Annotated in this window: 20 protein-coding genes and 1 pseudogene; 11 read left to right on the top strand and 10 right to left on the bottom strand. The window is 56.3% G+C overall.

What is annotated here, in order from left to right; genetic code table 11:
- The first annotated feature begins 2 nt into the window (after window positions 1-2).
- Genes PGR10_RS01755 through PGR10_RS01735 form a run of 5 tightly spaced genes read left to right on the top strand, consistent with a single transcriptional unit; the run spans window position 3 to window position 5,018 of the window.
- A complete protein-coding gene (locus PGR10_RS01755; protein WP_430922810.1) occupies window positions 3-659 on the top strand; it encodes a CoA transferase subunit B in 657 nt (218 codons plus the stop codon).
- A gap of 9 nt (window positions 660-668) precedes the next feature.
- A complete protein-coding gene (locus PGR10_RS01750; protein WP_087857862.1) occupies window positions 669-1,850 on the top strand; it encodes an acetyl-CoA C-acetyltransferase in 1,182 nt (393 codons plus the stop codon).
- A gap of 11 nt (window positions 1,851-1,861) precedes the next feature.
- Complete coding sequence (locus tag PGR10_RS01745) at window positions 1,862-2,785, top strand: 3-hydroxyacyl-CoA dehydrogenase family protein (RefSeq protein ID WP_113375023.1); 924 nt, start codon at window positions 1,862-1,864, stop codon at window positions 2,783-2,785.
- Between the two features lie 47 nt (window positions 2,786-2,832).
- Window positions 2,833-4,224 carry a GntP family permease gene (locus tag PGR10_RS01740; protein WP_430922809.1) on the top strand — a complete coding sequence of 464 codons (1,392 nt, stop codon included), beginning with the start codon at window positions 2,833-2,835 and terminating at the stop codon, window positions 4,222-4,224.
- 23 nt (window positions 4,225-4,247) lie between these two features.
- Window positions 4,248-5,018, top strand: coding sequence for a 3-hydroxybutyrate dehydrogenase (locus PGR10_RS01735; protein ID WP_032707870.1), 771 nt, complete (start codon window positions 4,248-4,250; stop codon window positions 5,016-5,018).
- Window positions 5,019-5,081: 63 nt separating this feature from the next.
- On the opposite strand, the gene PGR10_RS01730 is transcribed toward PGR10_RS01735, so the two are convergent.
- Complete coding sequence (locus tag PGR10_RS01730) at window positions 5,082-5,954, bottom strand: LysR family transcriptional regulator (protein ID WP_048228686.1); 873 nt, start codon at window positions 5,952-5,954, stop codon at window positions 5,082-5,084.
- Between the two features lie 106 nt (window positions 5,955-6,060).
- Between PGR10_RS01730 and budA the strand changes: the two genes are divergently transcribed.
- From budA to PGR10_RS01715, 3 genes are read left to right on the top strand one after another with little or no spacing between them, the layout of a single operon-like run.
- Window positions 6,061-6,840: an acetolactate decarboxylase gene (gene budA, locus PGR10_RS01725; protein WP_015366940.1), complete on the top strand. Its 780-nt coding sequence runs from the start codon at window positions 6,061-6,063 to the stop codon at window positions 6,838-6,840.
- A 9-nt stretch (window positions 6,841-6,849) separates the two neighbouring features.
- A complete protein-coding gene (gene alsS / locus PGR10_RS01720; protein ID WP_047046546.1) occupies window positions 6,850-8,529 on the top strand; it encodes an acetolactate synthase AlsS in 1,680 nt (559 codons plus the stop codon).
- Window positions 8,530-8,551: 22 nt separating this feature from the next.
- Entirely contained in the window at window positions 8,552-9,322 is a 771-nt protein-coding gene (locus tag PGR10_RS01715; RefSeq protein ID WP_087857867.1) for a (S)-acetoin forming diacetyl reductase, read from the top strand.
- A 184-nt stretch (window positions 9,323-9,506) separates the two neighbouring features.
- Here PGR10_RS01715 and PGR10_RS01710 read toward each other — a convergent pair whose 3' ends face one another.
- From PGR10_RS01710 to PGR10_RS01690, 5 genes and pseudogenes are all read right to left on the bottom strand, one after another.
- Window positions 9,507-10,025, bottom strand: a complete 519-nt coding sequence (locus PGR10_RS01710; RefSeq protein WP_430923098.1) for a tetratricopeptide repeat protein — start codon at window positions 10,023-10,025, stop codon at window positions 9,507-9,509.
- Window positions 10,026-10,052: 27 nt separating this feature from the next.
- A pseudogene (gene ccmI / locus PGR10_RS01705) lies at window positions 10,053-12,212 on the bottom strand (c-type cytochrome biogenesis protein CcmI); the annotation flags it as partial.
- A gap of 79 nt (window positions 12,213-12,291) precedes the next feature.
- The gene (locus tag PGR10_RS01700) at window positions 12,292-13,635 is read right to left on the bottom strand and encodes a c-type cytochrome (RefSeq protein ID WP_161801909.1); all 1,344 of its coding nucleotides are present in this window, start codon (window positions 13,633-13,635) and stop codon (window positions 12,292-12,294) included.
- Window positions 13,636-13,645: 10 nt separating this feature from the next.
- Window positions 13,646-15,430 carry a GMC family oxidoreductase gene (locus tag PGR10_RS01695; protein ID WP_430922808.1) on the bottom strand — a complete coding sequence of 595 codons (1,785 nt, stop codon included), beginning with the start codon at window positions 15,428-15,430 and terminating at the stop codon, window positions 13,646-13,648.
- A gap of 2 nt (window positions 15,431-15,432) precedes the next feature.
- Window positions 15,433-16,182, bottom strand: a complete 750-nt coding sequence (locus PGR10_RS01690; protein WP_026612334.1) for a gluconate 2-dehydrogenase subunit 3 family protein — start codon at window positions 16,180-16,182, stop codon at window positions 15,433-15,435.
- A 511-nt stretch (window positions 16,183-16,693) separates the two neighbouring features.
- Between PGR10_RS01690 and PGR10_RS01685 the strand changes: the two genes are divergently transcribed.
- On the top strand, window positions 16,694-17,065 hold the full coding sequence (locus PGR10_RS01685; protein WP_020079032.1) for a VOC family protein: 372 nt from the start codon (window positions 16,694-16,696) through the stop codon (window positions 17,063-17,065).
- A 7-nt stretch (window positions 17,066-17,072) separates the two neighbouring features.
- Here the strand turns inward: PGR10_RS01685 and PGR10_RS01680 are convergent, their stop codons facing one another.
- From PGR10_RS01680 to PGR10_RS01670, 3 genes are all read right to left on the bottom strand, one after another.
- The gene (locus PGR10_RS01680; RefSeq protein ID WP_271031843.1) at window positions 17,073-18,143 is read right to left on the bottom strand and encodes an ABC transporter ATP-binding protein; all 1,071 of its coding nucleotides are present in this window, start codon (window positions 18,141-18,143) and stop codon (window positions 17,073-17,075) included.
- On the bottom strand, window positions 18,136-19,905 hold the full coding sequence (locus PGR10_RS01675) for an ABC transporter permease (RefSeq protein ID WP_045361202.1): 1,770 nt from the start codon (window positions 19,903-19,905) through the stop codon (window positions 18,136-18,138). The genes PGR10_RS01680 and PGR10_RS01675 overlap by 8 nt, the downstream gene beginning before the upstream one ends.
- Window positions 19,906-20,031: 126 nt before the next feature.
- The gene (locus PGR10_RS01670; protein WP_032707865.1) at window positions 20,032-21,120 is read right to left on the bottom strand and encodes an ABC transporter substrate-binding protein; all 1,089 of its coding nucleotides are present in this window, start codon (window positions 21,118-21,120) and stop codon (window positions 20,032-20,034) included.
- Between the two features lie 522 nt (window positions 21,121-21,642).
- Between PGR10_RS01670 and PGR10_RS01665 the strand changes: the two genes are divergently transcribed.
- Both PGR10_RS01665 and PGR10_RS01660 read left to right on the top strand, forming a co-directional pair.
- Window positions 21,643-22,317, top strand: a complete 675-nt coding sequence (locus PGR10_RS01665) for a hypothetical protein (protein WP_430922807.1) — start codon at window positions 21,643-21,645, stop codon at window positions 22,315-22,317.
- Between the two features lie 2 nt (window positions 22,318-22,319).
- The gene (locus PGR10_RS01660; RefSeq protein ID WP_430922806.1) at window positions 22,320-23,012 is read left to right on the top strand and encodes a hypothetical protein; all 693 of its coding nucleotides are present in this window, start codon (window positions 22,320-22,322) and stop codon (window positions 23,010-23,012) included.
- Window positions 23,013-23,066: 54 nt separating this feature from the next.
- Here the strand turns inward: PGR10_RS01660 and PGR10_RS01655 are convergent, their stop codons facing one another.
- Entirely contained in the window at window positions 23,067-23,690 is a 624-nt protein-coding gene (locus PGR10_RS01655; protein ID WP_213316786.1) for a DUF2272 domain-containing protein, read from the bottom strand.
- Window positions 23,691-24,033: the final 343 nt, after the last annotated feature.

Genomic DNA, 24,033 nt, shown 5'->3' with positions numbered 1-24,033 from the left:
ACATGTTAACTCGCGAACAAATGGCGATGCGCGTCGCCCAGGAACTGCGCGACGGCGATTATGTCAATCTCGGTATCGGCATTCCCACGCTAGTCGCAAACTATATTCCCGCCGGTATTGAAGTGATGCTGCAGTCGGAAAACGGCCTGTTGGGGATGGGCGAATTTCCCGATGAGTCAACGCTTGATGCCGACATGATTAACGCCGGTAAGCAGACCGTTACCGCACAAATCGGGGCGGCTATCTTTGACTCCGCCCAGTCCTTCGCCATGATCCGCGGCGGCCACGTCGATCTCACGGTCCTTGGCGCTTTTGAAGTCGATGTCGCGGGTAATATCGCCTCGTGGATGATCCCAGGAAAAATGGTGAAAGGCATGGGCGGCGCCATGGATCTGGTGGCGGGCGCGCAAAACATCATCGTGGTGATGACTCACGCCTCGAAAAACGGCGAATCCAAGCTGCTGGCGCAGTGCACCCTGCCGCTCACCGGCGCGGGCTGTATTCACCGGGTACTGACCGATCTCGCGCTGCTGGAAATTAGCGACGGCGCCTTTGTTCTGCGCGAATACGCCCCCGGCGTCAGCATTGACGAAATTGCCCATAAAACGGCTGGACGGCTGGTCATTGCCGATGACGTCCGCGAAATGCGCTTCAACTAAGGAGACAATATGAAAGAAGTCGCTATCGTCTGCGCGCTACGTACGCCAATCGGCAGTTTTCGCGGCGCCTTATCTTCCCTTTCCGCCGTCGAGCTTGGCGCCGCCGTAGTGCGTGGTTTGCTTGAACGCACACAGCTACCGGCCAGCGCCGTTGACGAACTGATTTTTGGCCAGGTATTAACTGCCGGCTGCGGACAGAATCCAGCGCGACAAACCGCGCTGCGCGCCGGGCTACCGGTTGAAACTCCGGCCGTTACCATCAATCTGGTTTGCGGTTCCGGGCTGAAAGCCGTGCAACAGGCAGTACAAGCCATTCGCAGCGGCGAGGCGGAGATCGCGATCGCCGGCGGCCAGGAGAGCATGAGCAATGCTCCGTATCTGGTTCAGGGGGCGCGCGATGGCCTGCGTTTCGGCCATGCCAGTATGCAGGACAGTATGATTCAGGACGGATTATGGGATGCGTTTAACGACTATCACATGGGCATCACCGCCGAGAATCTCGCCGACGCCTTTGACATCTCCCGCCCCCAGCAGGATGCCTTCGCCGCCCTTTCGCAGCGCAAAGCCGCCGCCGCGATAGCCGCCGGGCGCTTTCAGGCTGAGATAGTGCCGCTTAGCGTCCCTCAGGGTAAAAAAGCGCCGCGCATGGTGGACGCAGACGAACAGCCGCGCCCGGAAACCAGCGAACAACAGCTCGCGCAGTTACGCCCGGCCTTCCGCACGGAAGATGGCAGTGTCACCGCGGGCAATGCCTCTTCGCTCAACGATGGCGCGGCGGCAGTGGTATTGATGAGCGTCGATAAAGCACGGCAGCTTGGGTTGCCGGTGCTGGCGCGGATTGTCAGCTCTGCGGTGGCCGGCGTCGATCCGTCCGTGATGGGTATCGGCCCGGTAAGCGCTTGCCGGAAGGCGCTGCAGCGCGCCGGTTGGTCGCTGGATGAGGTGGATCTCATCGAAGCCAACGAGGCCTTTGCCGTGCAGGCGCTGGCCGTTGGCAAATTGCTGGAGTGGGACAGCCAGAAAGTCAACGTCAACGGCGGCGCTATCGCGCTCGGCCACCCGATTGGCGCCTCAGGATGTCGCATTCTGGTTAGTCTGCTGCACGAGATGCAGCGCCGCGATGTCAACAAAGGCCTGGCGACGCTTTGCGTCGGCGGTGGTCAGGGTATCGCGATGACCATAGAACGTTAACAGGAGCCACTATGTTTACACCACAACTGGCGGTACTGGGCGCTGGCCTGATGGGCGTCGGCATCGCCTGCCATTTTGCCCGCCACGGCCACGCCGTACGCCTCTACGACACCGACCCGGCGCGCATTAGCGAGATCGAGAGCGTCGCCGCCGCCATTTTGCGCGAGCTCGAAGAGTGCGGGCAGTTTGACGCCGCTCAGCGTGCGTCGGTGCTCTCGCTCCTCTCCGGCACCACGGCATTAGGCGATCTTGCTGACGCGACCTTGCTGATCGAAGCGATTCCGGAACGTCTGGCGCTCAAGCACGCCTTATACCGCGAACTGGAAACGCTGATCGCAGACGAAGCCATCATCGCCAGCAACACCAGCGGACTACCGCCGGATCGGCTGGCGCAGGGTATGCGGCATCCGGAGCGCTTGTTAATCGCCCACTTCTGGCATCCGCCGCATTTTATCCCGCTGGTGGAAGTGGTGCCGGGTAGCGCTACCTTGGCGCATCTCGCCAACCAGGTCAGCGACTTTTTATCCTCCTGCGCGCTGGAAGCGGTGGTACTCAACCGCGCCGCGCCGGGGTTTGTCGGCAACCGACTACAGTTCGCCCTGCTGCGCGAAGCGCTGCATATCGTCAAGAGCGGCATCGCTTCGCCGGAAGTGGTCGACAAAGTGATGCGCGCCTCGCTCGGCCGCCGTTACGCGATGGTCGGCCCGCTGGAAGCCGCGGATATGACCGGTCTGGCGACGGTTCAGGATATCTGCCAGCACCTGCTGCCGGAACTGGCCACGGGCAGCGACATGATGTCGCTGGTCGCCGACAAAGTCGCGCAAGGCGATACCGGCGCCCGCAGCGGGCAAGGTTTTTATCGCTGGGATGAGACCCGGCAGAAACGAATACAGTCGCGCCGCGAACATCAGCTGCGCTATGCCCTGAAACCGTAACTTCTCGTTTTGTACCCCGACAATAACAATGATAGTGAGGAGTCGTAATGAGTGTGTTGATCGCCCTGGCCGCGCTGGCATTATTGATGCTGGCTGCGTATCGTGGATATAGCGTTATCCTGTTTGCCCCTATCGCCGCGCTTGGCGCGGTTCTGCTCACCGACCCGAGCGCGGTAGGCCCGACCTTTACCGGCCTGTTTATGGAAAAAATGGTCGGATTCGTGAAGCTCTATTTTCCGGTATTTCTGCTCGGCGCCGTCTTTGGCAAGCTGATTGAACTATCGGGCTTCTCGCGCTCCATCGTCGCCGCCGCGATTCAGATTCTCGGGCGGCGACATGCGATCCCGGTGATTGTGCTGGTTTGCGCCCTGCTGACCTACGGCGGCGTTTCGCTGTTCGTGGTGGCTTTTGCGGTCTATCCCTTTGCCGCCGAACTGTTTCGCCAAAGCGGTATCCCGAAGCGGCTGATCCCGGCAACCGTCGCGCTGGGCGCGTTCTCATTCACCATGGATGCCCTGCCGGGCACCCCGCAGATCCAGAACATTATCCCCACCAGCTTTTTTGGCACCAACGCCTGGGCGGCCCCCTGGCTTGGGTTGATAGGTTCACTGTTTATCATCACCTTCGGTTTACTGTGGCTGGAACGACAGCGGCGTAAAGCGCTCGCGAATGGCGAGGGTTACGGTGCCGATCTGCAAAACGAGCCGCAGACGCCGGATAACATCAATCTGCCGCATCCGCTGATCGCCATTGCCCCGCTGCTGCTGGTCGGCGTGCTGAACCTGCTGTTTACCCGCTGGATCCCGCAGTGGTATGGCGCCAGCCACGAACTGACTCTACCTGGGCTTGCCAAACCCATCGTCACCGAGGTCGGTAAAATCACCGCTATCTGGGCCGTCGAGGCCGCGCTGCTGTCCGGTATCGTCGTGGTGCTGTTGTTCGGATTTCGCAATATCCGCGGCCGTCTGGCGGAAGGCAGCCGTACGGCGGTCGGCGGCGCGATCCTCGCGGCGATGAATACTGCCTCTGAATATGGTTTCGGCGCGGTGATTGCCGCCCTGCCGGGTTTCCTGGTGTTGTCGAAAGCCCTGACCGCTATTCCCAATCCCCTGTTAAACGAGGCGATTAGCGTGACCGTGCTGGCGGGGATCACCGGCTCCGCCTCCGGCGGAATGAGCATCGCGCTGGCGGCAATGTCCGATACCTTCGTGGCCGCCGCCCACGCCGCCAATATCCCGCTTGAGGTACTGCACCGCGTCGCGTCAATGGCCAGCGGCGGCATGGATACCCTGCCGCATAACGGCGCCGTCATCACGCTGCTGGCAATCACCGGCTTAAGCCATCGCCAGGCTTACGGCGGCATTTTCGCCATTACGCTTATCAAAAGCCTCGCGGTTCTGTTTGTCATTGCCGTGTTCTATTTAACCGGCATTGTCTGATGCCTGATTTAAGGAGTAACGAAATGAATTTGAACGGTAAAACAGCGCTGGTCACCGGCTCCACCAGCGGTATTGGTTTAGGCATTGCCAAAGTGCTGGCGCAGGCCGGCGCGCAGCTGGTGTTGAATGGTTTTGGCGACAGCACGAGCGCGCGAGCCGAGGTTGCCGCGCTGGGTAAAATTCCCGGCTATCACGATGCCGACCTGCGCGACGTCGGGCAAATTGAAGCGATGATGCGCTATGCCGAAAGCGAATTTGGCGGCGTCGATATTGTGATTAATAACGCCGGGATCCAGCATGTGGCGCCGGTGGAGCAGTTCGCGGTGGAAAAATGGAACGATATTCTGGCGATAAATCTGTCCAGCGTCTTCCACACCAGCCGCCTGGCGCTGCCGGGCATGCGCGAGCGCAACTGGGGGCGGATTATTAATATTGCCTCCGTGCATGGGTTAGTCGCCTCGAAAGAGAAATCCGCCTACGTTGCCGCCAAGCATGGGGTGATTGGCTTTAGCAAAACGCTGGCGTTGGAGACCGCGCGTACCGGTATAACCTGCAACGCGATTTGCCCCGGCTGGGTACTGACGCCGCTGGTTCAGCAGCAGATCGATAAACGTATCGCTGAGGGGGCCGACCCGGAGCAGGCCAGAGCGCAGCTGCTTGCCGAAAAACAACCTTCCGGAGAATTCGTGACGCCTCAGCAACTGGGTGAAATGGCGCTATTTTTATGCAGCGACGCCGCCGCGCAGGTGCGCGGCGCGGCGTGGAATATGGATGGCGGCTGGGTGGCGCAGTAACGGGTAACCCAACGGAGAAAAGATCAGCGTATCTCCGTTGGGTCGCGCTATGCGTCCCGGGAATTAGAACATCTCTAAAAATCGCTTCACCGTACGCGAACGCTCGAAGCGCCGCCAGGCGATGGCAATATCGGTCTTGACCGGCGTCCCCTGTATCGATTGATAGCTGACGTTGGGCAGCGCGATGCAGGTCATCGACTGCGGCACCAGCGCGAAACCAAATCCGGCGTTAACCATACTCAGCGACGATGAAATCTGCGACGACTGCCTGGCGCGGTTCATATCTATACCGGCGCGCAGGCAGCTATTGAACACCAGCTCATACAAGCCCGGCGCCACTTCGCGCGGGAAGAGGATCGGCGCGACGTCCCGCAACTGTTCCAGCGCCAGCGTCGGTTCCGCTGACAATGGATTATCGCGCGGGAGCGCAATGACCATTGGCTCTTCATCAATGATACGCAAGTTAAACGCCTTACTGCTTTCGCACGGCAAACGGACAAAGGCGATATCGATCTCCGCCTCGCTCAGCGCCGCCATCAAATTCGCCATGTTGCCCTCCCGTTGATGGAGGACGACGCCTGGGTGATCGAGCTGAAAACGGTGCAGCAAGGTGAAGATTTGCGGATGGAAAGCATCAGAACTGGTAATGCCTAATGACAAGCTGCCGTTCATTCCGCGAGCAATGCCCTTGGCCTTTTCCAGCGCCGCATCGCTCAGCGCGAGGATTTGGCAGGCATCCTCATAAAAGGACTCCCCGGCTTCGGTCAGCTCCACCCCGCGGGTTAGCCGACGCAACAGCGGAGTACCAACCTCACGCTCAAGTCGCTGAATTTGCTGACTTAACGGTGGCTGTGAGATACCCAGTTCTTTCGCTGCCCGGGTGAAGTGCCGCGTCCGGGCGACGGCGACAAAATAGCGTAGATAACGAAGTTCCATATCGAAAACGTCTCAAACCAGCATGGTTTCTATATTGGAACTGTGAGCTGAATCGGGTCAACCTTTATTTAACCTTTCTTATATTTGTTGAACGAGGAAGTGGCTCATGAATCATGCTTCAGATTGCACCTGCGAAGAGAGTCTGTGTGAAACGCTACGCGCGTTTTCCGCCCAGCATCCCGATAGCGTGCTATATCAAACTTCGCTGATGAGCGCCCTGCTCAGCGGCGTCTACGAAGGTACCACCACCATTGCGGACCTGCTGAAGCACGGCGATTTCGGCCTCGGCACCTTTAATGAACTCGACGGCGAGCTGATCGCGTTTAGCAGCCAGGTGTATCAACTGCGTGCCGACGGCAGCGCGCGTAAAGCGCGGCCGGAACAGAAAACGCCGTTTGCGGTGATGACCTGGTTCCAGCCGCAGTACCGTAAAACCTTTGACCATCCGGTCAGCCGCCAGCAGCTGCATGAGGTTATTGACCAGCAAATTCCTTCCGACAATCTGTTCTGCGCGCTGCGAATCGATGGTCATTTCCGCCACGCCCATACCCGCACCGTGCCTCGTCAGACGCCGCCCTACCGGGCGATGACCGACGTGCTCGACGATCAGCCGGTTTTCCGCTTTAACCAGCGTGACGGCGTACTGGTCGGTTTTCGTACCCCGCAGCATATGCAGGGCATAAACGTCGCCGGCTATCACGAACACTTCATCACCGATGACCGCCAGGGCGGCGGCCACCTGCTGGACTACCAGCTCGACCGTGGGGTATTGACCTTCGGCGAAATTCATAAGCTGATGATCGACCTTCCCGCCGACAGCGCGTTCCTGCAGGCCAATCTGCATCCCGATAATCTCGATGCCGCCATCCGTTCAGTAGAAAGTTAGGAGGTTCACATGGACAAACAGTATCCGCTGCGCCAGTGGGCGCACGGCGCCGATCTGGTCGTCAGCCAACTGGAAGCGCAAGGCGTACGCCAGGTCTTCGGGATCCCCGGCGCTAAAATCGATAAGGTTTTCGACTCGTTACTGGACTCCTCAATCCGCATTATTCCGGTGCGCCACGAGGCCAACGCCGCCTTTATGGCCGCCGCGGTCGGGCGCATTACCGGCAAAGCGGGCGTCGCGCTGGTGACCTCCGGACCCGGTTGTTCCAACTTGATAACCGGGATGGCCACCGCTAACAGTGAAGGCGATCCGGTGGTGGCGCTGGGTGGCGCGGTCAAACGCGCCGATAAAGCCAAACAGGTACACCAAAGTATGGATACGGTGGCGATGTTCAGCCCGGTCACCAAATACGCCGTAGAAGTGACCTCACCGGATGCGCTGGCCGAGGTGGTTTCCAATGCCTTTCGCGCCGCCGAGCAGGGTCGCCCGGGCAGCGCCTTCGTCAGCCTGCCGCAGGATGTCGTCGATGGCCCGGCGACCGGCAAAGTGCTGCCCGCCAGCAGCGCGCCGCAGATGGGCGCCGCGCCTGACGAGGCAATCAATCAGGTTGCGAAGTTGATTGCCCAGGCGAAGAATCCGGTGTTCCTGCTTGGATTAATGGCCAGCCAGACGGAAAACAGCGCCGCGCTGCATCGTTTGCTGGAAACCAGCCATATTCCGGTCACCAGCACCTATCAGGCCGCCGGGGCGGTCAATCAGGATAACTTCTCGCGCTTCGCCGGACGCGTCGGGCTGTTTAACAATCAGGCCGGTGACCGCTTATTGCAACTGGCCGACCTGGTCATCTGCATCGGCTATAGCCCGGTGGAATACGAACCAGCGATGTGGAACAGCGGCAACGCGACGCTGGTACACATCGACGTACTGCCCGCCTATGAAGAGCGTAACTACACGCCGGATGTCGAGCTGGTGGGCGATATCGCCGGCACGCTGAATAAGCTGGCGCAAAATATCGATCATCGGCTGGTGCTCTCGCCGCAGGCCGCTGAAATCCTCCACGACCGCCAGCATCAGCGCGAACTGCTCGATCGCCGCGGGGCGCAGTTGAATCAGTTTGCTCTGCACCCGCTGCGCATCGTCCGCGCCATGCAGGATATCGTGAATAGCGACGTCACGCTGACGGTCGATATGGGGAGCTTTCATATTTGGATCGCCCGCTATCTCTACAGCTTCCGAGCCCGTCAGGTGATGATCTCCAACGGTCAGCAGACCATGGGCGTCGCCCTGCCGTGGGCCATCGGGGCCTGGCTGGTCAATCCGCAGCGCAAAGTGGTCTCGGTCTCCGGCGATGGCGGTTTTCTGCAATCCAGTATGGAGCTGGAAACGGCGGTCCGCCTGAAAGCCAACATCCTGCATCTTATCTGGGTCGATAACGGCTACAACATGGTCGCTATCCAGGAAGAGAAAAAATATCAACGCCTGTCCGGCGTCGAGTTCGGACCAATGGATTTTAAAGCCTATGCCGAATCCTTCGGCGCGAAAGGGTTTGCGGTGGAAAGCGCTGATGCGCTGGAGCCAACGCTACGCGCGGCGATGGATGTCGACGGCCCGGCGGTGGTCGCCATCCCCGTAGATTACCGCGATAACCCGCTGCTGATGGGCCAGCTACATCTGAGTCAGATTCTTTAAGTCATCACAAAAGGAAATGGAAATGAAAAAAGTCGCACTTGTCACCGGCGCCGGTCAGGGCATTGGTAAAGCTATCGCGTTACGCCTCGTGAAGGACGGTTTTGCCGTGGCGATCGCCGATTACAATGACGTTACGGCAAAAGCCGTGGCGGATGAAATCAATCAGCACGGTGGGCGAGCAATCGCGGTCAAAGTCGATGTTTCCGACCGCGAGCAGGTGTTTGCCGCCGTCGAACAGGCGCGGAAAACGCTGGGCGGATTCAACGTCATCGTCAACAACGCCGGGGTTGCGCCATCAACGCCTATCGAATCCATTACGCCGGAGATTGTCGACAAGGTCTACAACATCAACGTTAAAGGGGTGATCTGGGGGATTCAGGCGGCAGTCGATGCCTTTAAAAAAGAGGGTCACGGCGGCAAAATCATCAACGCCTGTTCCCAGGCCGGTCACGTCGGCAACCCGGAACTGGCGGTCTACAGCTCGAGCAAATTCGCCGTACGCGGTTTAACGCAAACCGCCGCCCGCGACCTGGCGCCGCTGGGTATTACCGTCAACGGCTACTGCCCGGGGATTGTGAAAACGCCGATGTGGGCCGAGATCGATCGTCAGGTCTCCGAAGCGGCCGGTAAACCTCTGGGCTATGGCACCGCCGAATTCGCCAAACGCATCACCCTCGGCCGCCTGTCGGAACCAGAAGATGTCGCCGCCTGCGTCTCTTACCTTGCCAGCCCGGATTCCGATTATATGACCGGTCAATCGCTGCTGATCGATGGCGGCATGGTGTTCAATTAATAAAAAATAAGCTCTGACATGGTTTGCCCCTGCCTGTTCGCAGGGGCTTTTTTTCGTCTGTTACGGCGTTATTTTGCCGGATGGCGGCTGCGCCTTATCCGGCCTACCGTTCGCGCGGTCACTGCCATTTGTAGCCCCGGTAAGCGACAGCGCGACCGGGGAGCAGTGCAGAAAAAGCAAATATTTACCGCGCCTGCTGCTGCGCCTGCGCCAGCTGGCGGGCAATCGCCTCGCGGCGGGCATCGCCCTCCGGCAACAACATCAGCAGTTGCTGTAGCGCCGCTACCGCCTGCGGATAGTCTTCATTGCGGACAGCGCTGAGCGCCAGCATCTCCAGCACCGGCAGGTTTTTCGGCTGCCGCTGATGCAGCTCGCGCAGCAACAGCTCGCCCATCCGCATCTGCGCGTTATCGCCCGCCCGCACCAGCGCGCTGGCATAATCAAAGCCTGCCGCCGGGTCAGCCGGGGCCAGCTTATGCGCCCGTCCAAAAGCGCCGATCGCCGTCTCGCCATCGTTTAGCAGCAGGCCGAGCCGCCCAAGCAGTTGCCAGCCGGCGAGATCGTCAGGGCTATCCTGCAGATGGCTGCGCAGCCCAAGCCTCAGTTGAGCCAACTCATCCCTCCGCAGCGGCGCAGCGGTCGGATCCTTCGCCTGCGCCAGCAGCGCGGGATAATGATGCTCGCTTTGTCGCCACAGCAGCACCTGACCCACATCGCTGGTTTTCAGATAGAGCCCGCCGCTGACGAAGACCAACAATAGCGCCCCCGGTAGCAGCAACCAGCGGCTAAGCGGCCGAACGCGCGTTGGTTCCTGCGGCGAGATATCCGCCAGCAACGTACGTTGCAGCTCGACAATCATCTCCTCATTACCGTCAGTACGCTCCTGCTCAAGTTCGCGCAGTCGGGACTGGTACAGCGAGCGGTTTATGTCATTGCGATCCACTGCTGTTTTCTGTTGCCGCGACCGGCGGTAACGCGGATCGAGCATGCAGCAGAGCCCTCCCAGCGCCATCAGTACGCCGCCGTACCAGATCCAGCGCACGAACGGTTTGTAGTACAGACGCACCGCCCAACTGCCATCATCCAGCTCTTCTCCCAGCGCGGCGTAAAGATCGCGGGTAAACCCGCCGCTGATGGCCGCTTCGGTCATCATCATCCGGCTGGCGGTGTAAAAGCGTTTTTCGGCATACAGCGTGGCTTCCGGGCGACCGTTCCGGCTGACGGCAATCACCCCCTCGCCGCCGCTCCAGTTCGGCCCGACGATATTACGCACGCCCTTGAAGACGAAGTGATAACGATGAATATCGAGGCTGTCGCCAGCCCGCATGCGGACATCGCGCTCGATGCTATAGTTCTGGCTGAAGGTGATGCCAATGACGGTTACCGCCACGCCAACATGGCCGAGCGCCATGCCCCACTGGCTACGCGTTAAGGTACGCAGGCCGCGCCAGAAGCCGTGGCGATGCGTGGCCCGTTCATGGACTTCAATCAGCGCGAAGATAAGCACCCACAGCGCCATCATCAGGCCGATAACCGCCATCGCGGTGATGCGGTCCTGAAGAAGCCATGGTAAGACCAGAGAAAGTGACAACGTCACAAGAAGCGATATCGCCAGTCGTTTAAGCTGTTTACCTGGCTCATCGCGGCGCCAACGAATCAGCGGCCCTAGCCCCAGCAGCAGCGCAAACGGCGCCATCAGCGCGGTGAACATGGTATTGAAGAACGGTTCGCCGATCGATATCGTCCCCAGCCCCAACGCTTTATGCACCAACGGCAGCAGCGTGCCTAACAGCACCACCAGCATCGCAGCCATCAGCAGAATATTGTTGCCAAGCAGGAACGACTCGCGCGACCAGAGCGTATGTTCCACTCGCGCCCGCACTCGCCCGCCTTTCACCGCATACAGCAGCAGCGAGCCGCCAATCGCGAGGGTCAACAAAGCCAGTATAAACATCCCGCGCGCCGGATCGGAGGCAAAGGAGTGCACCGATACCAGCACGCCAGATCGCACAAGGAAAGTCCCCAACAGGCATAGCGAAAACGCAGCCAGCGCCAGCAGCACGGTCCAGGCGCGGAAGCTGCCGCGCTTTTCGGTTACCGCCAGTGAATGCAGCAACGCGGTGCCAACCAGCCACGGCATAAACGAGGCATTTTCCACCGGGTCCCAGAACCACCAGCCGCCCCAGCCCAGTTCGTAATAGGCCCACGCCGAGCCCAGCACGATCCCAAGTGTCAGGAACATCCACGCCGCCTGCGTCCACGGGCGCGACCATCGCGCCCACGCGGTATCCAGCCGCCCCGCCAGCAGTGACGCAATCGCGAAGGCGAAGGCCACCGAGAAGCCAACGTAGCCCATGTAGAGGATCGGTGGATGAAAAATCATCCCGATATCCTGCAGCATGGGATTTAGATCGCGGCCATCTACGGGATACAGCGGCAGGCTGCGGCTGAACGGATTGGAGGTGAACAGGATAAAAAGCAGGAAACCGAAGGCGATCATTCCCATCACCGCCAGCACCCGCGCTACCGCGTCGGGCGGCATCTGGCGACTGAAGAGCGCGACGGCGAACGTCCACACGCTGAGCAGCAGCACCCACAGCAGCAAAGAGCCTTCGTGCGCTCCCCAGGTAGCCGCCACCCGGTACCACACCGGCAGCGCGCTGTTGGAGTTTTCCGCCACGTAGCGGATGGTGAAGTCATTGATTACAAAGGCATGCACCAGCAGCGCAAACGCGCCGATGATGCAGATAAACAGCGCACAGGCCAGCGGCCGGGCTAATGCCATCAGCCATCGTTCCTGACGCGCCGCGCCCCATAGCGGAAAGGTACTTAGCAGCAGCGCCAGCCCTGCCGCCAGACACAGCAGATAGTTGCCCAGTTCCGGCATCATGGCTGTGTCCCCTGTTGTTCAGGTGTCATCACGTTTTTTACCTCAGGCGGGGCGAATCCAGTGCCCCGCCCCGGCCCAGTTACTCTGCAGCAGCCGGCAGTTTCGAGACGTCGGCGTTACCTAACGCCTTCTCATCGCGAATCATCGACTTATCTTTACGTACTTTCGCCACATCGCTGGCGCTCACCGGCGGCGCGTTGTTGCCCCAACTGGTGCGGATGAAGTTGACCACATCCGCGACCTGTTGATCGTCAAGACGCCAGCCGAATGACGGCATGGTCAGGTTCGAGACCGCATCCTTCACCGCCGGCGTGGTGTTGCCGGTCAGAATGATGTGAATCAGCGAGGTCGCATCTTCGGTCTGCACCACCGGGTTGCCTTTCAACGACGGGAACGCGCGTTTATAACCGACACCATCGGTACGGTGGCAGGCGGCACAGTTATCGACGTACAGCGCTGCGCCGGTTTTGCTGTCATCGCCTTTCCACAGATCTTTCGCCACGCTATCTTCCACCGGAGCTGGCGTCTGTTTACCGCCGCGCGGCGGTAACGACTTCAGATAGCGAGCAATAGCGGTGATATCGTCATTCGAGAGATACTGCAGGCTGTGCTCAACCACGTCGCTCATGCCGCCGAAGACCACGGATTTATCATTGCGCCCGGTTTTCAGGAACTCGGCCAGTTCGGCCTCGCTCCAGCTTCCCAGCCCGTCGCGATTTTCACCGCGCAGGCTGGATGCCACCCAACCGTCAATCGGCGCATTGCTACCCGCCAGGTAGTTATCACCTTCGCTTTCGCTAAGCGCTTTTTCCTGCATCGTCAGGCTACGCGGGGTGTGGCAGGCGCCGCAGTGGCCAAGGCCTTCCACCAGGTAACGGCCGCGCTCCAGTACCGGGTCCACCTGCGGATTGGCGACAAAGTCGCTCGGCGTCGGGGCGAAGATGCCGCGCCAGAACGCCAGCGGCCAGCGCATCGACAGCGGCCACGGAATGTCCGTGTCTTTGTTAGCGACATTTACCGGCTCCACGCCGTGCATAAAGTAGGCGTACATGGCGCGCATATCCGCTTCGTTGATACGGGCGAAGGAAGGATACGGCATCGCCGGATAGAGCGTTGAGCCGTCTTTACGCACGCCTTTACGCACCGCGTCGTCAAACTCTTCGAAGGTATAACCGCCAATACCGTGCGCTTTGTCCGGCGTGATGTTGGTGGAATAAATGGTACCGATCGGTGTTTCCATTGGCAGACCGCCGGCAAAAGGTTTGCCCTCTTTACCGTTGGTGTGGCAGGCCACGCAGTCGCCGGCGCGCGCCAGATATTCGCCCTGCTTAATCAGATTACTGTCCGCAGGCGCCTCTTCGGCGAACGCCGCACAGCTTAACGCACCGAGAACCAGTGCCGATAACCATTGCATTTTCATGATTTGCTTTCCCTTATGCCTGCACCAATGGACCCGGATTTCTCAGGTACTGTTCGCGGATAGCCTTCGCCGACCAGTAAGCCAGCGCGGCAACGGTCCCCGTCGGGTTGTAGCCCAGCCCCTGCGGGAAAGCGGAAGCGCCGATGACGAAGACGTTATGCACGTCCCAGCTCTGCAGATAACGGTTCACCGCGCTGGTTTTCGGATCTTCGCCCATCACCGCGCCGCCGTTCATATGGGTGGTCTGGTAGCTGGTGGTGTCAAAGTGGCTATTGGCGTTTTTCGGGCTGCCGAGCATATATTTCGGCTTCATCGCTTTGGCGATCGGCGCCATCTTATCGAACATAAACTGCGCCATCTTGATGTCGTTTTCCTGCCAGTCGAAGGTCATGCGCAGCAGCGGCTGACCAAAGACGTTTTTGTAGTTCGGATCGAGATCGAGATAGTTCTGGCGATAGGACTGATGCGCGCCGTGGGCATCCATCGACAGGTGGTGGGTGTAGGTGTCGGCCACCGCCGATTTCCATTTACTGCCCCACGCCGGGGTACCCGGAGGCACCGGCACGCCGGAGATCGGTTTAGTCCCCGCCTGGTTGACCCAGAACGGCGAACCGCCGACGAAGCCCGCCGCGCCGTGATCGAAGTTATCGGCGTTGAAGTCATCGACGCCGACGCCGTTGCCGCCCGCACCGATGAACGGGTTGGTGAAGGTATCTTTATCGAAAATGGCCTTGATAGTGGTCATGTTCTGATAGGCGAAGTTACGCCCGACCACCCCTTCGCCCGTCTCAGGATTGTACGGTTTACCGATCCCGGAAAGCAGCATCAGATGCACGTTATGGAACTGGAAGGCGCCGATAATCACCAGATCCGCCGGCTGTTCCATTTCACGGCCCTGACCGTCGACATAGGTCACACCAGTGGCGCGGGATTTATCGTCGGTCAGATTAACCTTCAGCACGTTGGCGTTAGTGCGCAGTTCAAAGCGTTTTTCCTGGCGCAGCGCCGGCAGAATGTTCACGTTCGGCGAGGCTTTCGAATACATGTAGCAGGCGTAGCCGCTGCAGAAACCGCAGAAGTTACACGGCCCCATCTGCGCGCCATACGGGTTGGTATAGGAGTCGGAGGTGTTTGCGGAAGGCAGGTTATAGGGATGATATCCCACTTCCAGCGCCGCCTTTTCAAACAGCTGCGCCGACCAGGTATTTTTCTGCGCCGGCAGCGGGAAATCGTCCGAGCGATCCGGCGCGAAGGCGTTACCGCCGCGGCCTTTACCGACAACCTTCCCTTTAACCGACCAGGCGGTACCGGAGGTGCCAAAGACTTTTTCCGCTTTATCGAAGAACGGTTCCAGTTCGTCGTAGGTGACGCCGAAATCCTGGATGATCATATCCTGGGGAATGAAGTTTTTGCCGTAGCGTTCTTCATAGTGGCTGCGCATACGCAGTTCGATCGGATCGACTCGGAAATGCACGCCGGACCAGTGCAGACCCGCGCCGCCAACGCCGGTCCCCGGCAGGAAGGCGGCCAGTTGGCGATAGGGTACCGCCTGCTGGCTGGTGTTGTGACGAATCGTCACCGTGCTTTTAGAGAGATCCTGGAACAGCTTGCGGCGGATGTTATAGGTCAGCTCATCGATAACCTGCGGATAAGCGCCGTCCGGCCAGGTATCGCGCATCGGGCCGCGCTCCAGCGCGACGACGTTGAGCCCCGCTTCCGTCAGCTCTTTGGCCATGATCGCGCCAACCCAGCCGAAGCCAACGATCGCCACATCGTTTTTTTTCAATACGGTCGCCATGATTACGCCCTCTCCCCATTAATTGATACCGGCGGGAAGGGATAGCGTTCGCCTCGTTCAACCCAGTCCATAAAGTCGGCGCGCGCGCCGGGAAAATTAATCAGCGTCCAGCCGACCATGCCTTTATTGCCGCCATGGATAGGGTCGCTGAAGAAGCCTTCGCGGGTGTTTTGCAACAGATAGGAGAAAAACAGCGAGGCCGGCAGCTGTTTGAACTGCGCCTTGCCGGATTCCCACAGACCGAGCGCCTCATCCTGCTGTTCGCCGCTCAGTTCAGCAAAGCTCTTGTGATACTGGTTTTGACACCACTCTTCGGCATCGGCGATACCGAGGTTATAAATCTGCTTTGGTACCAGCGGCAGCTGGTAGCCCATCTCTTTCGGCACGTCGGGGTTAAATGGCCCCTGCATATACCAGATGGAACCGGTGGCATAAGGGGTGTTGAGCTGACGGTCGATAAACTCCGGCACACCGGCCTCTTTAGCACCTGGACCGAGTTCATCGGCTGGGATTAAGCGAGCGACGGCGGCGTTGATAAACAGCCACTCGCGATCGTTGAAGAATTGCGGCTTCCAGTCGCTGGATGTCGCGTTGCCACCGGCAGAGGGTGCGGAGGCCGCCTGTGCCGTGGCGCTCGCCGCCACGCCAATGGCGCCCACGCTGCCGCCGCCGATGACTACCGTTGGAATCAAGGCCATTGATTTTACTAAAAAATCACGCCTTGAATTGTTGGTTTTCTCGCTCGACATAATCACATTCCTGTCAATTAAAAATACTGTTTTGTCGCTTACAAGCCCAGCAAATCCCGCTCTGGTACCGATACCATTGAACTGTTGCGAAACAGACCGTCTGGCTTTGGCCAATAAGACGTACAATAAATCGCCAATAGCGATAAGATTTATAGGGTTATCGTTTGAATATTAGACGATTCTCAACGCAACGCGGGAAAATGGCGCAAATATTCACCGGGTTGTCACGATAAGATCGGGCATTTAATAACCTGAGTGCGGTAAGTCATGCGGAAATTTCGCGCCTTTGGTTTTACCAAAGCGCCAATAAAGGGTGATATGTATCACATTTGTTATTTTTTGTTTATGGTACATGGCAGATTAAGCACCTGTAAATACTCGCTTAATGAATAATTAAACAATTCGAGCTGTTAAATTAGTTAATCACCGTTGTTAATTAAATAGATGCTGGTTCCCTTATCAATTTAACGACACGGTGATGTCGTACAGATATTCCCAACCACAAGGAGAATTTATGTTCGATCATGTCAAATTTGGCGTCAGTGATTATGCCGCGAGCAAGGCATTCTTTTTACAGGCGCTGGCGCCGCTCGGCGTGACGCTGGCAGGCGAAGGCGAGCCAGCTTACGGCGCGGAGTTAGCCGGAGCGAACGACGCCTCTTTATGCCTCTATCAAAGCGAAGATAAACCCGCGCCGCTGCATATCGCCTTTTGCGCCGACAGCCGCGAGCAGGTTGATGCCTTCTGGCACGCGGCGCTGGCCGCCGGAGGCAAGGATAACGGCGCGCCGGGATTACGGCCTAATTACCACGCCAATTACTACGCCGCCTTTGTCATTGCGCCAGATGGACACAATATCGAAGCGGTATGTCATCTGGCGCCCTAAGCAAAGTTTATCGCTGCGGGAAAATCCACACATCATCCGCGGGCAACGTCAGATGACAATGTTCGGCATCACGCAGGGCCGTGCCGTAGGCGCGGATAGCAAAGTCATCGCCCTCGGTACGGAACAGATATTCCCACCGATCGCCGAGGTACATGCTGGTCAGCAGCGGAAGTTCCAGGCTGTTGTCCTGCGGCGAGCAGTCAAGGCGCAGCCGTTCGACGCGGATCACCGCCGTCGCCGGCTGACCGACGCTGACCCCCTCGCCCGCGCGCCCCCATAGCGCCCAACTGGCGCCTTCAACCCGCGCTCGTCCATTCTCCAGCGCCGTCACCTTACCGTGCAGGCGGTTATTGCTGCCCATAAACTCGGCGGCGAACAGGGTGGCTGGGTTACCGTACATCTCCTGCGGCGTCCCCTGCTGTTCAATCACGCCGTTGTTAAGCAGCAAAATGCGATCGGAGATCGCCATCGCTTCATTCTGATCGTGGGTGACCATCAGCGCCGACAGGCCCAGCTTAATAATGAGCTCGCGCAGGAATACCCGCGCCTCTTCGCGCAGCTTGGCGTCGAGGTTAGATAGCGGCTCATCCAGCAGAATAACCGGTGGGTTATAGACCAGCGCCCGTCCTATCGCCACGCGCTGCTGCTGGCCGCCGGAAAGCTGATGCGGGTGCCGGTTGCCCAGATGTCCCAGACCTAGCTGATCGAGTACGCTCTGCACCCGCTGTTTAATCTCGCCGCTGGCCACCTTACGCAGTTTCAGCGGATAGGCCACGTTGTCGAATACCGTTTTATGCGGCCACAGGGCGTAGGACTGGAACACCAGCCCGAGATTACGCTCTTCCGCCGGGATCTCGCTACGCGGACTGCCGTCATAAACCACGTTATTGCCGATGGTGATCCGCCCGGCGGTCGGTTTCTCCAGACCGGCAACCGCGCGCAGCAGCGTGGTTTTCCCGCTGCCTGAAGGGCCGAGCAGCGACACCACCTCCCCGCGTTTGAGCTCCATCGACACCCCTTTCAGCACCGGGTTGTCGCCATAGGTCAGATGCAGATTGTCTACCGATAACTCAATCATGTAATTTCACTCCAAAGCGCAGGGCGATACCCAGACCGACTACCACCAGCAGAATATTGATAAACGATAGCGCCGCGACGATATCAATGGCGCCCGCCGCCCACAGCGAAACCAGCATCGACCCGATCGTTTCGGTCCCTGGCGACAACAAATAAACGCCGGTTGAATATTCGCGTTCAAAGATCAGGAACATCAGCAGCCAGGAGCCGATAAGCCCGTAGCGCGCCAGCGGAACGGTGACGTGGCGGGTGATTTGCCCGCGAGAGGCGCCGGTGCTACGCGCGGCCTCCTCCAGCTCTGGCGCCACCTGCAGCAGCGTTGATGAGATAAGGCGCAGGCCGTAGGCCATCCACACCACCGTATAGGCCAACCAGACGCTGAAAATGGTGTTGCGCAGCGCGCGCAGCTGCACGATAAGGTGTTCGCGCAGCCAGTCGGCGACCGGCAGCGCCGAGAGCCAGCCGTTTTTCAATGACTGATCGAGCCACATCGGCACAAACAGAAACACCCACAGAAACGCCAGACCAGCCAACAGGCCCGGCACCGCGCGCGGTACCAGCACGCTGTAGTCGAGAAAGCGCGTCACGTTATCTGGCTTGCGGTGCATGGCGATACCGACAAACAGATAGCACACCACCGCCAGCGCGCCGCCGATAATCCCGATCGCCATCGAGTTGACGATCGCCCGCAGCAGGTTCGGCTGCTGCCAGATGTTGCGGAAAGTCGCCAGCGACAGCTCATCCCATAACGAAACGCCAACGCCCCAATTGGAAATAAAGGCCCGTAGCGCCACACCCAGTAGCGGGACGCCGATGGTCACCGTCAGCCACGCCACCACGACCGCGCCCGCGACCCAACGCCATTTCCCCAGCGGCAAGGCGCGCGACTGCGACGCTTTACCTTTCATGGTCACGAAGCGGTTGGCGGTACGCATCAACCGGCGCTGCAACATGACCAGCGGAATGGTAATGCAGATTAACACCACCGCGACCGCCGCCATCAGATGGTAAGAGGGCGTTCCCAGTTTATTGGTCAACTTATAGAGATAGGTCGCCAGCACCATGTTGCCTTCCGGATCGCCGAGCACCAGCATCAGGCCGAAGACCTCCAGGCCGAGGAAGAACAGCAGCACGCAGGCGTAAAGAATGGATGGCCGTACCATCGGCAGGCTCACCGAGGTCATCACCTGCAGCGGCGTGGCGCCGACGGTACGCGCCGCCTCTTCCACATCCGAACCGACGCTACGTAGCGCCGAGGAGATATAAAGATAGGCATGCGGGACGTGCGTTAAACCGGCTATTACCACGATGCTGAACATCGAGTAGATATTCCAGGGCACAAAACCCAGCCACGCCTGCGCCCACTGCGACAGGAAACCGACCGGCCCGGCGGCCACCACATAACCAAAGCCCAACACCATAGGCGAGACGAAAATCGGCACCAGGATCAGCGGCTCAATAAAGCGCCTACCGGGTAAATCGGTACGTACCATTAAAAAGGCCAGAATTCCGCCCAGCGGAATCGCGATAATGACAAGACCAAAAGCGAGGATAAATCCAGAGCGTAAGGCCAGGTAAAAATCCGGGTCGGTAAAAATAAAACCGAAGGCTTCGAGGCTCCACTCTTTAGAGCGGGCAAAAAATGGTGCGGAAAGAAAACTTTGCGCCACGATAAATAATAGCGGAACGTAAATTACCAGTGCCGCTATCAATACCACCATGCCACGCGGTAGCCCTTGCCACTTTCTGCGTAAAATGTTCATCTTTAATTCCCCTGGCAAAGTGCAGAGATAAATTATCAAGAAGAGATAATGAGTACTTATTTACTGAATACTGATACGATCATTCCCCCGGATACATTCCAGGGGGAAGTTTCACAGGTAATTACTTTATTTCGCAGCAGCGGCACGCCATTGCTTAATAAATTCCAGACGCTGTTTGGGTTGCAGATATTGCAGCAGGCTTTCATCCACCGGAATCGGCTTCAGCGCATTGCCCAGTAATTTGGTCATCCCGTCGATATCATTTTTACCTTCAATGTCGTTGCGAATTGACGGGATATCGCCCTGAGAGGCAAGAATCGTTTGCCCTTTTTCCGACAGTACATAGTCGAACCACAGTTTCGCCGCATTAGGATGCCCTGCTTCCGCGGTGATAAATGAGACGCGGGACAGCACCAGCACGTAGTCTTTCGGATAGGCGATGCCTAATGACGGGTCGGTTTTAGCGCGCGCTTCGGCATAGGATCCCAGGATGTTATAGCCGATCAGGTTTTCACCGGAGGAGACGCGCTCCATCATGGTGCCGGTAGAGGATTGCACCGTCAGGCCGCCTTTGGCGATATTCGCCAGGTCGGCAAAGTAATTGCCGTCAGCCTTGCTATCCTGCACCGCCAGCATAAAACCAAGCCCCGATTTCTCGATATCGTAGGTGGTGACTTTGCCTTTAAATTTATCAGCCTGCCCGGCGATAAGTTTGGCCAATGCGGTATGTGAATCCGGCACTTCATTTTGTGGGATCAGCCGTTTGTTATAGATAAAGACCACCGGCTCATAGGTTGTGCCGTAGGCTTTTTGCTGCCAGACCGCCCATTTCGGCAGCTTGCCGACTTCTGGTGAAGCATACTCTTGCGCATAATCGGTGGCTAATTTCAGCGCCGTGTCCATAGAAGAGCTCCACACCACGTCGCCGCTCCCGCCGCCGGCGGCTTGTTCACTAATATAACGGTTGTACAGCTCGGTGCTGTTCATATCGTTATATTCAACTTTAATCCCAGGATATTGCGCTTCAAAGCCTTTAATTAACGGCCCTGCCGCTTTGGTGTCCGTTGTGGAATAAACCACGACTTTGCCCTCTTTCACCCCGGCATCAACGACTTTTTGATAATCTGCCGGGTAGCCCTGCGGCAGCTCCGCCAGCGCGGAGTACGAGAAGACTGTCGTCAGTGAAACCACTAAACCGCCGATTTTCTTATACATAAAATCAACCCTTAAGCATCAATAATTAAACATAAATTTAACATATAGTGCTACAACACCCTCTGCAACGCTGCGGGTGGGGTTTTTATGGCTTTTGTGACAGTGGTGTAGTTTAAAAAGTGGTGTTTATGGAGTTTATTCAGCGAATAGTGAAAACAGCGAGCGAGGTCACAGATTAATGCTGCGTATTGAAGCCTGTTTATCCAGCGCCTACAGTCGTCCACTAACTGCGGGTCTCAGTCACGAGCCTATACAGTCATCATGGTAATTTCTTATAAATACATAAAGTTACTATGCGAAATTATTTTTAACGGCCAGCATTGTATTTTATTGCTTTTGTGCCAGACTCATTTTAATCGACAATAACATTTTTATCTGCCGTATTTTTCGTTGACCGTTTTTCATAAATCACCTGATAGCAATTTGCGGCTATCAGTCTGTTGATGTTGAATATTTTAAGCGAGTGCATTTCCATTTACTTTTAACAAGTCATCTATTCCCATTTAAGCTGGAGAAAATCTTATGCCTATTATTGGTACACTTTATGTCGTCCAAAAAGAACACAAAACCCCGGTTGATATACACCTTGAAAATACTGAGGAAGGCGAATACGTCTATTATACGGCGGATGCCAGTATTGATGCGGATGGCGCCAATGGGCAAAACGGCTCTCCCGCTGCTTACCAAATAAATGACCATTTTAAGGAAATCGGCAGCGATCGTTTAGTTAGCCTTAATTTAAAAATAGATTCCAATGGTGTATTCCACAAAATAAACCCTACAAGTGGAGTTAATGCCATCTTAGAAAGCAATGGTCAACCCAAAATATTTCCGCACGGAATTATTGCATCTAAAACATCATTACATTATCAACATATTTCATTAGATGACCCCAAAGCTTATATCGATGCAGCGACAGTTCTTTACATTGCCGTACCAAAGATAGTGATCGCGCAAACAAAAGGCACAGTGATTGGATGCCAGGCGAGAGTAACATGGAAAGATAAATCTATAAATTGCGTGGTTGCAGATAGTAGCGGCAATGGTATTGGTGAATTAAGTATTGCTGCAGCAGAGGCGCTAGGGGTAAGCGGAAATCCGCGACACGGAGGTATTGATGAAATCGCCGTCAGGTATGAAATTTGGCCCGGTAAAGCCACTCCGGGATTCCCGTTACTCCCCACCAAGCATCATTAACTATGAAATACTGGCTGTTGTCCGGGTTATCAATGCTTATATCCTGCAGCTCACCACTCCCGGTTCCGGTTATTGATGCCGATAAAGAGTGTATTCAGAACGCTCGTACATGTCATAATTATGCCGATGGTCTGGATTCTTTTAAAAAGGTAGTTGGTGCATACAAAGCCTTCGCCATAAAATGGGAACACGTTGCCGATACCAAAAAGTTGGAGTCGCAAACAGCAGATGAAATAACCTTTTACGGATTACTGGCCAGTGCTGTCGGACTAGCCACTAAATCCCCTGAGACGGTGATTGCCGGCGCGTCAGTGGGTGCGGCAGGAACCCTATACAGCAAGCGATACCGCCTTGAAGTGCAATCGCATAATTACGATTTGGCTTCTCAGGCGATGCAGTGTCTATATATGGCAACATTTCCTTTCAAAGACCGTAGGTTTCCTGATAACCATGCCATTCGTAACGCAGCGCTGGACTCATTAACTAATGTCAGAGGGAAGTTAAGACAGTTGCAATATTCGATGGTACTCGGCACCCCCGATATTTCTGGCTTAATCGCTATTATTAACAACCCATATAAAATGCCACCCCCTGTCATTACAAAAAATAATAAAAATAGTGGCTCTAACATGTCTCAAGCGGAAACCGACGAGCTATTGAATGAAATGAAAAAATGCGAAACCAAACTGAACTAGGATATAAACAAGGAGAACATCATTGATGTTCTCCTGTCATTTATCTTAGCTCTATTATGAGTTTATTCTAATAATAGCTAAAAAAGGAGCATCATTCATGTTCAGTCCGCCATTACTTGTCAGATCATAGGTTGATGAAGCAACTGCATCGCTAACGTTTCCCCCTACGGCTAAAATCGTACCATTGTTAACCTCAATAACAATATCACTGTGAGAATCAAAATTATTATTATCGTCAACAAGAATGTTATTATAAAAAGAAATTGCACTATAGTAGGTTAATGGCTCATGATAGTTGCCATTTGCATCAGGCCGTCTTTTACAAATGATATCGCCTACTTGCACTGGGGTAAGTTCTGGATCTAACAATGAAAATTTTGGATATTTCCCCGCATAGATATAGGCGCAATATTCGGAATGATACGATTTTAGTGGAAAATCATGGCCAGTATAGCCTATCTGTTTTATACAAAAACAAATAAAAGCAGCCGACCATGCATAAGGGCTCGTTCCGTCCAAATCAGCACCTATAGATTGCCAGTATTGATGAACAATAGGCGAGAACTTAGCCTGTGACTCCAAATGTTGCGATTTTAAATTCGGCGTTCCTGGATAGGTTCCCCATTTGTCCCACTCATTAATAACAACCTGAGATAATTGCTGTGCAGAAATCGGCATAATAAACCTCTATATGATAAGGTAGAATATCATTAGTGTGAGTTTTCCATGCTTTAAGAAAATAATCTGAGCATATTTATTGGTATACAGGCGAATGTCTGGTGCGCATTTAATGCGTCACAAATATAACTCTAGATATAAAGCCTCAATAAATAAAGGCGGTATCGCTATTTACTTTCTTCTATAAACAACACTTTGCTAAGAAGATCGTATCCATATGATATATCGGTTATTTTTTTCACACTAATAAGTATACCGATTTATTATCTCTAAACCTAAATTCTACGGCTAGCTCCTTGATCTTCTGCGCCTTGCGGCGCAGCATGGAACGGCAAACGCAACA

It is taken from the genome of Klebsiella sp. 141198 (assembly GCF_050600785.1).
Taxonomy (GTDB): domain Bacteria; phylum Pseudomonadota; class Gammaproteobacteria; order Enterobacterales; family Enterobacteriaceae; genus Klebsiella; species Klebsiella aerogenes.
This window is presented reverse-complemented; position numbering and strand designations above follow the sequence as displayed.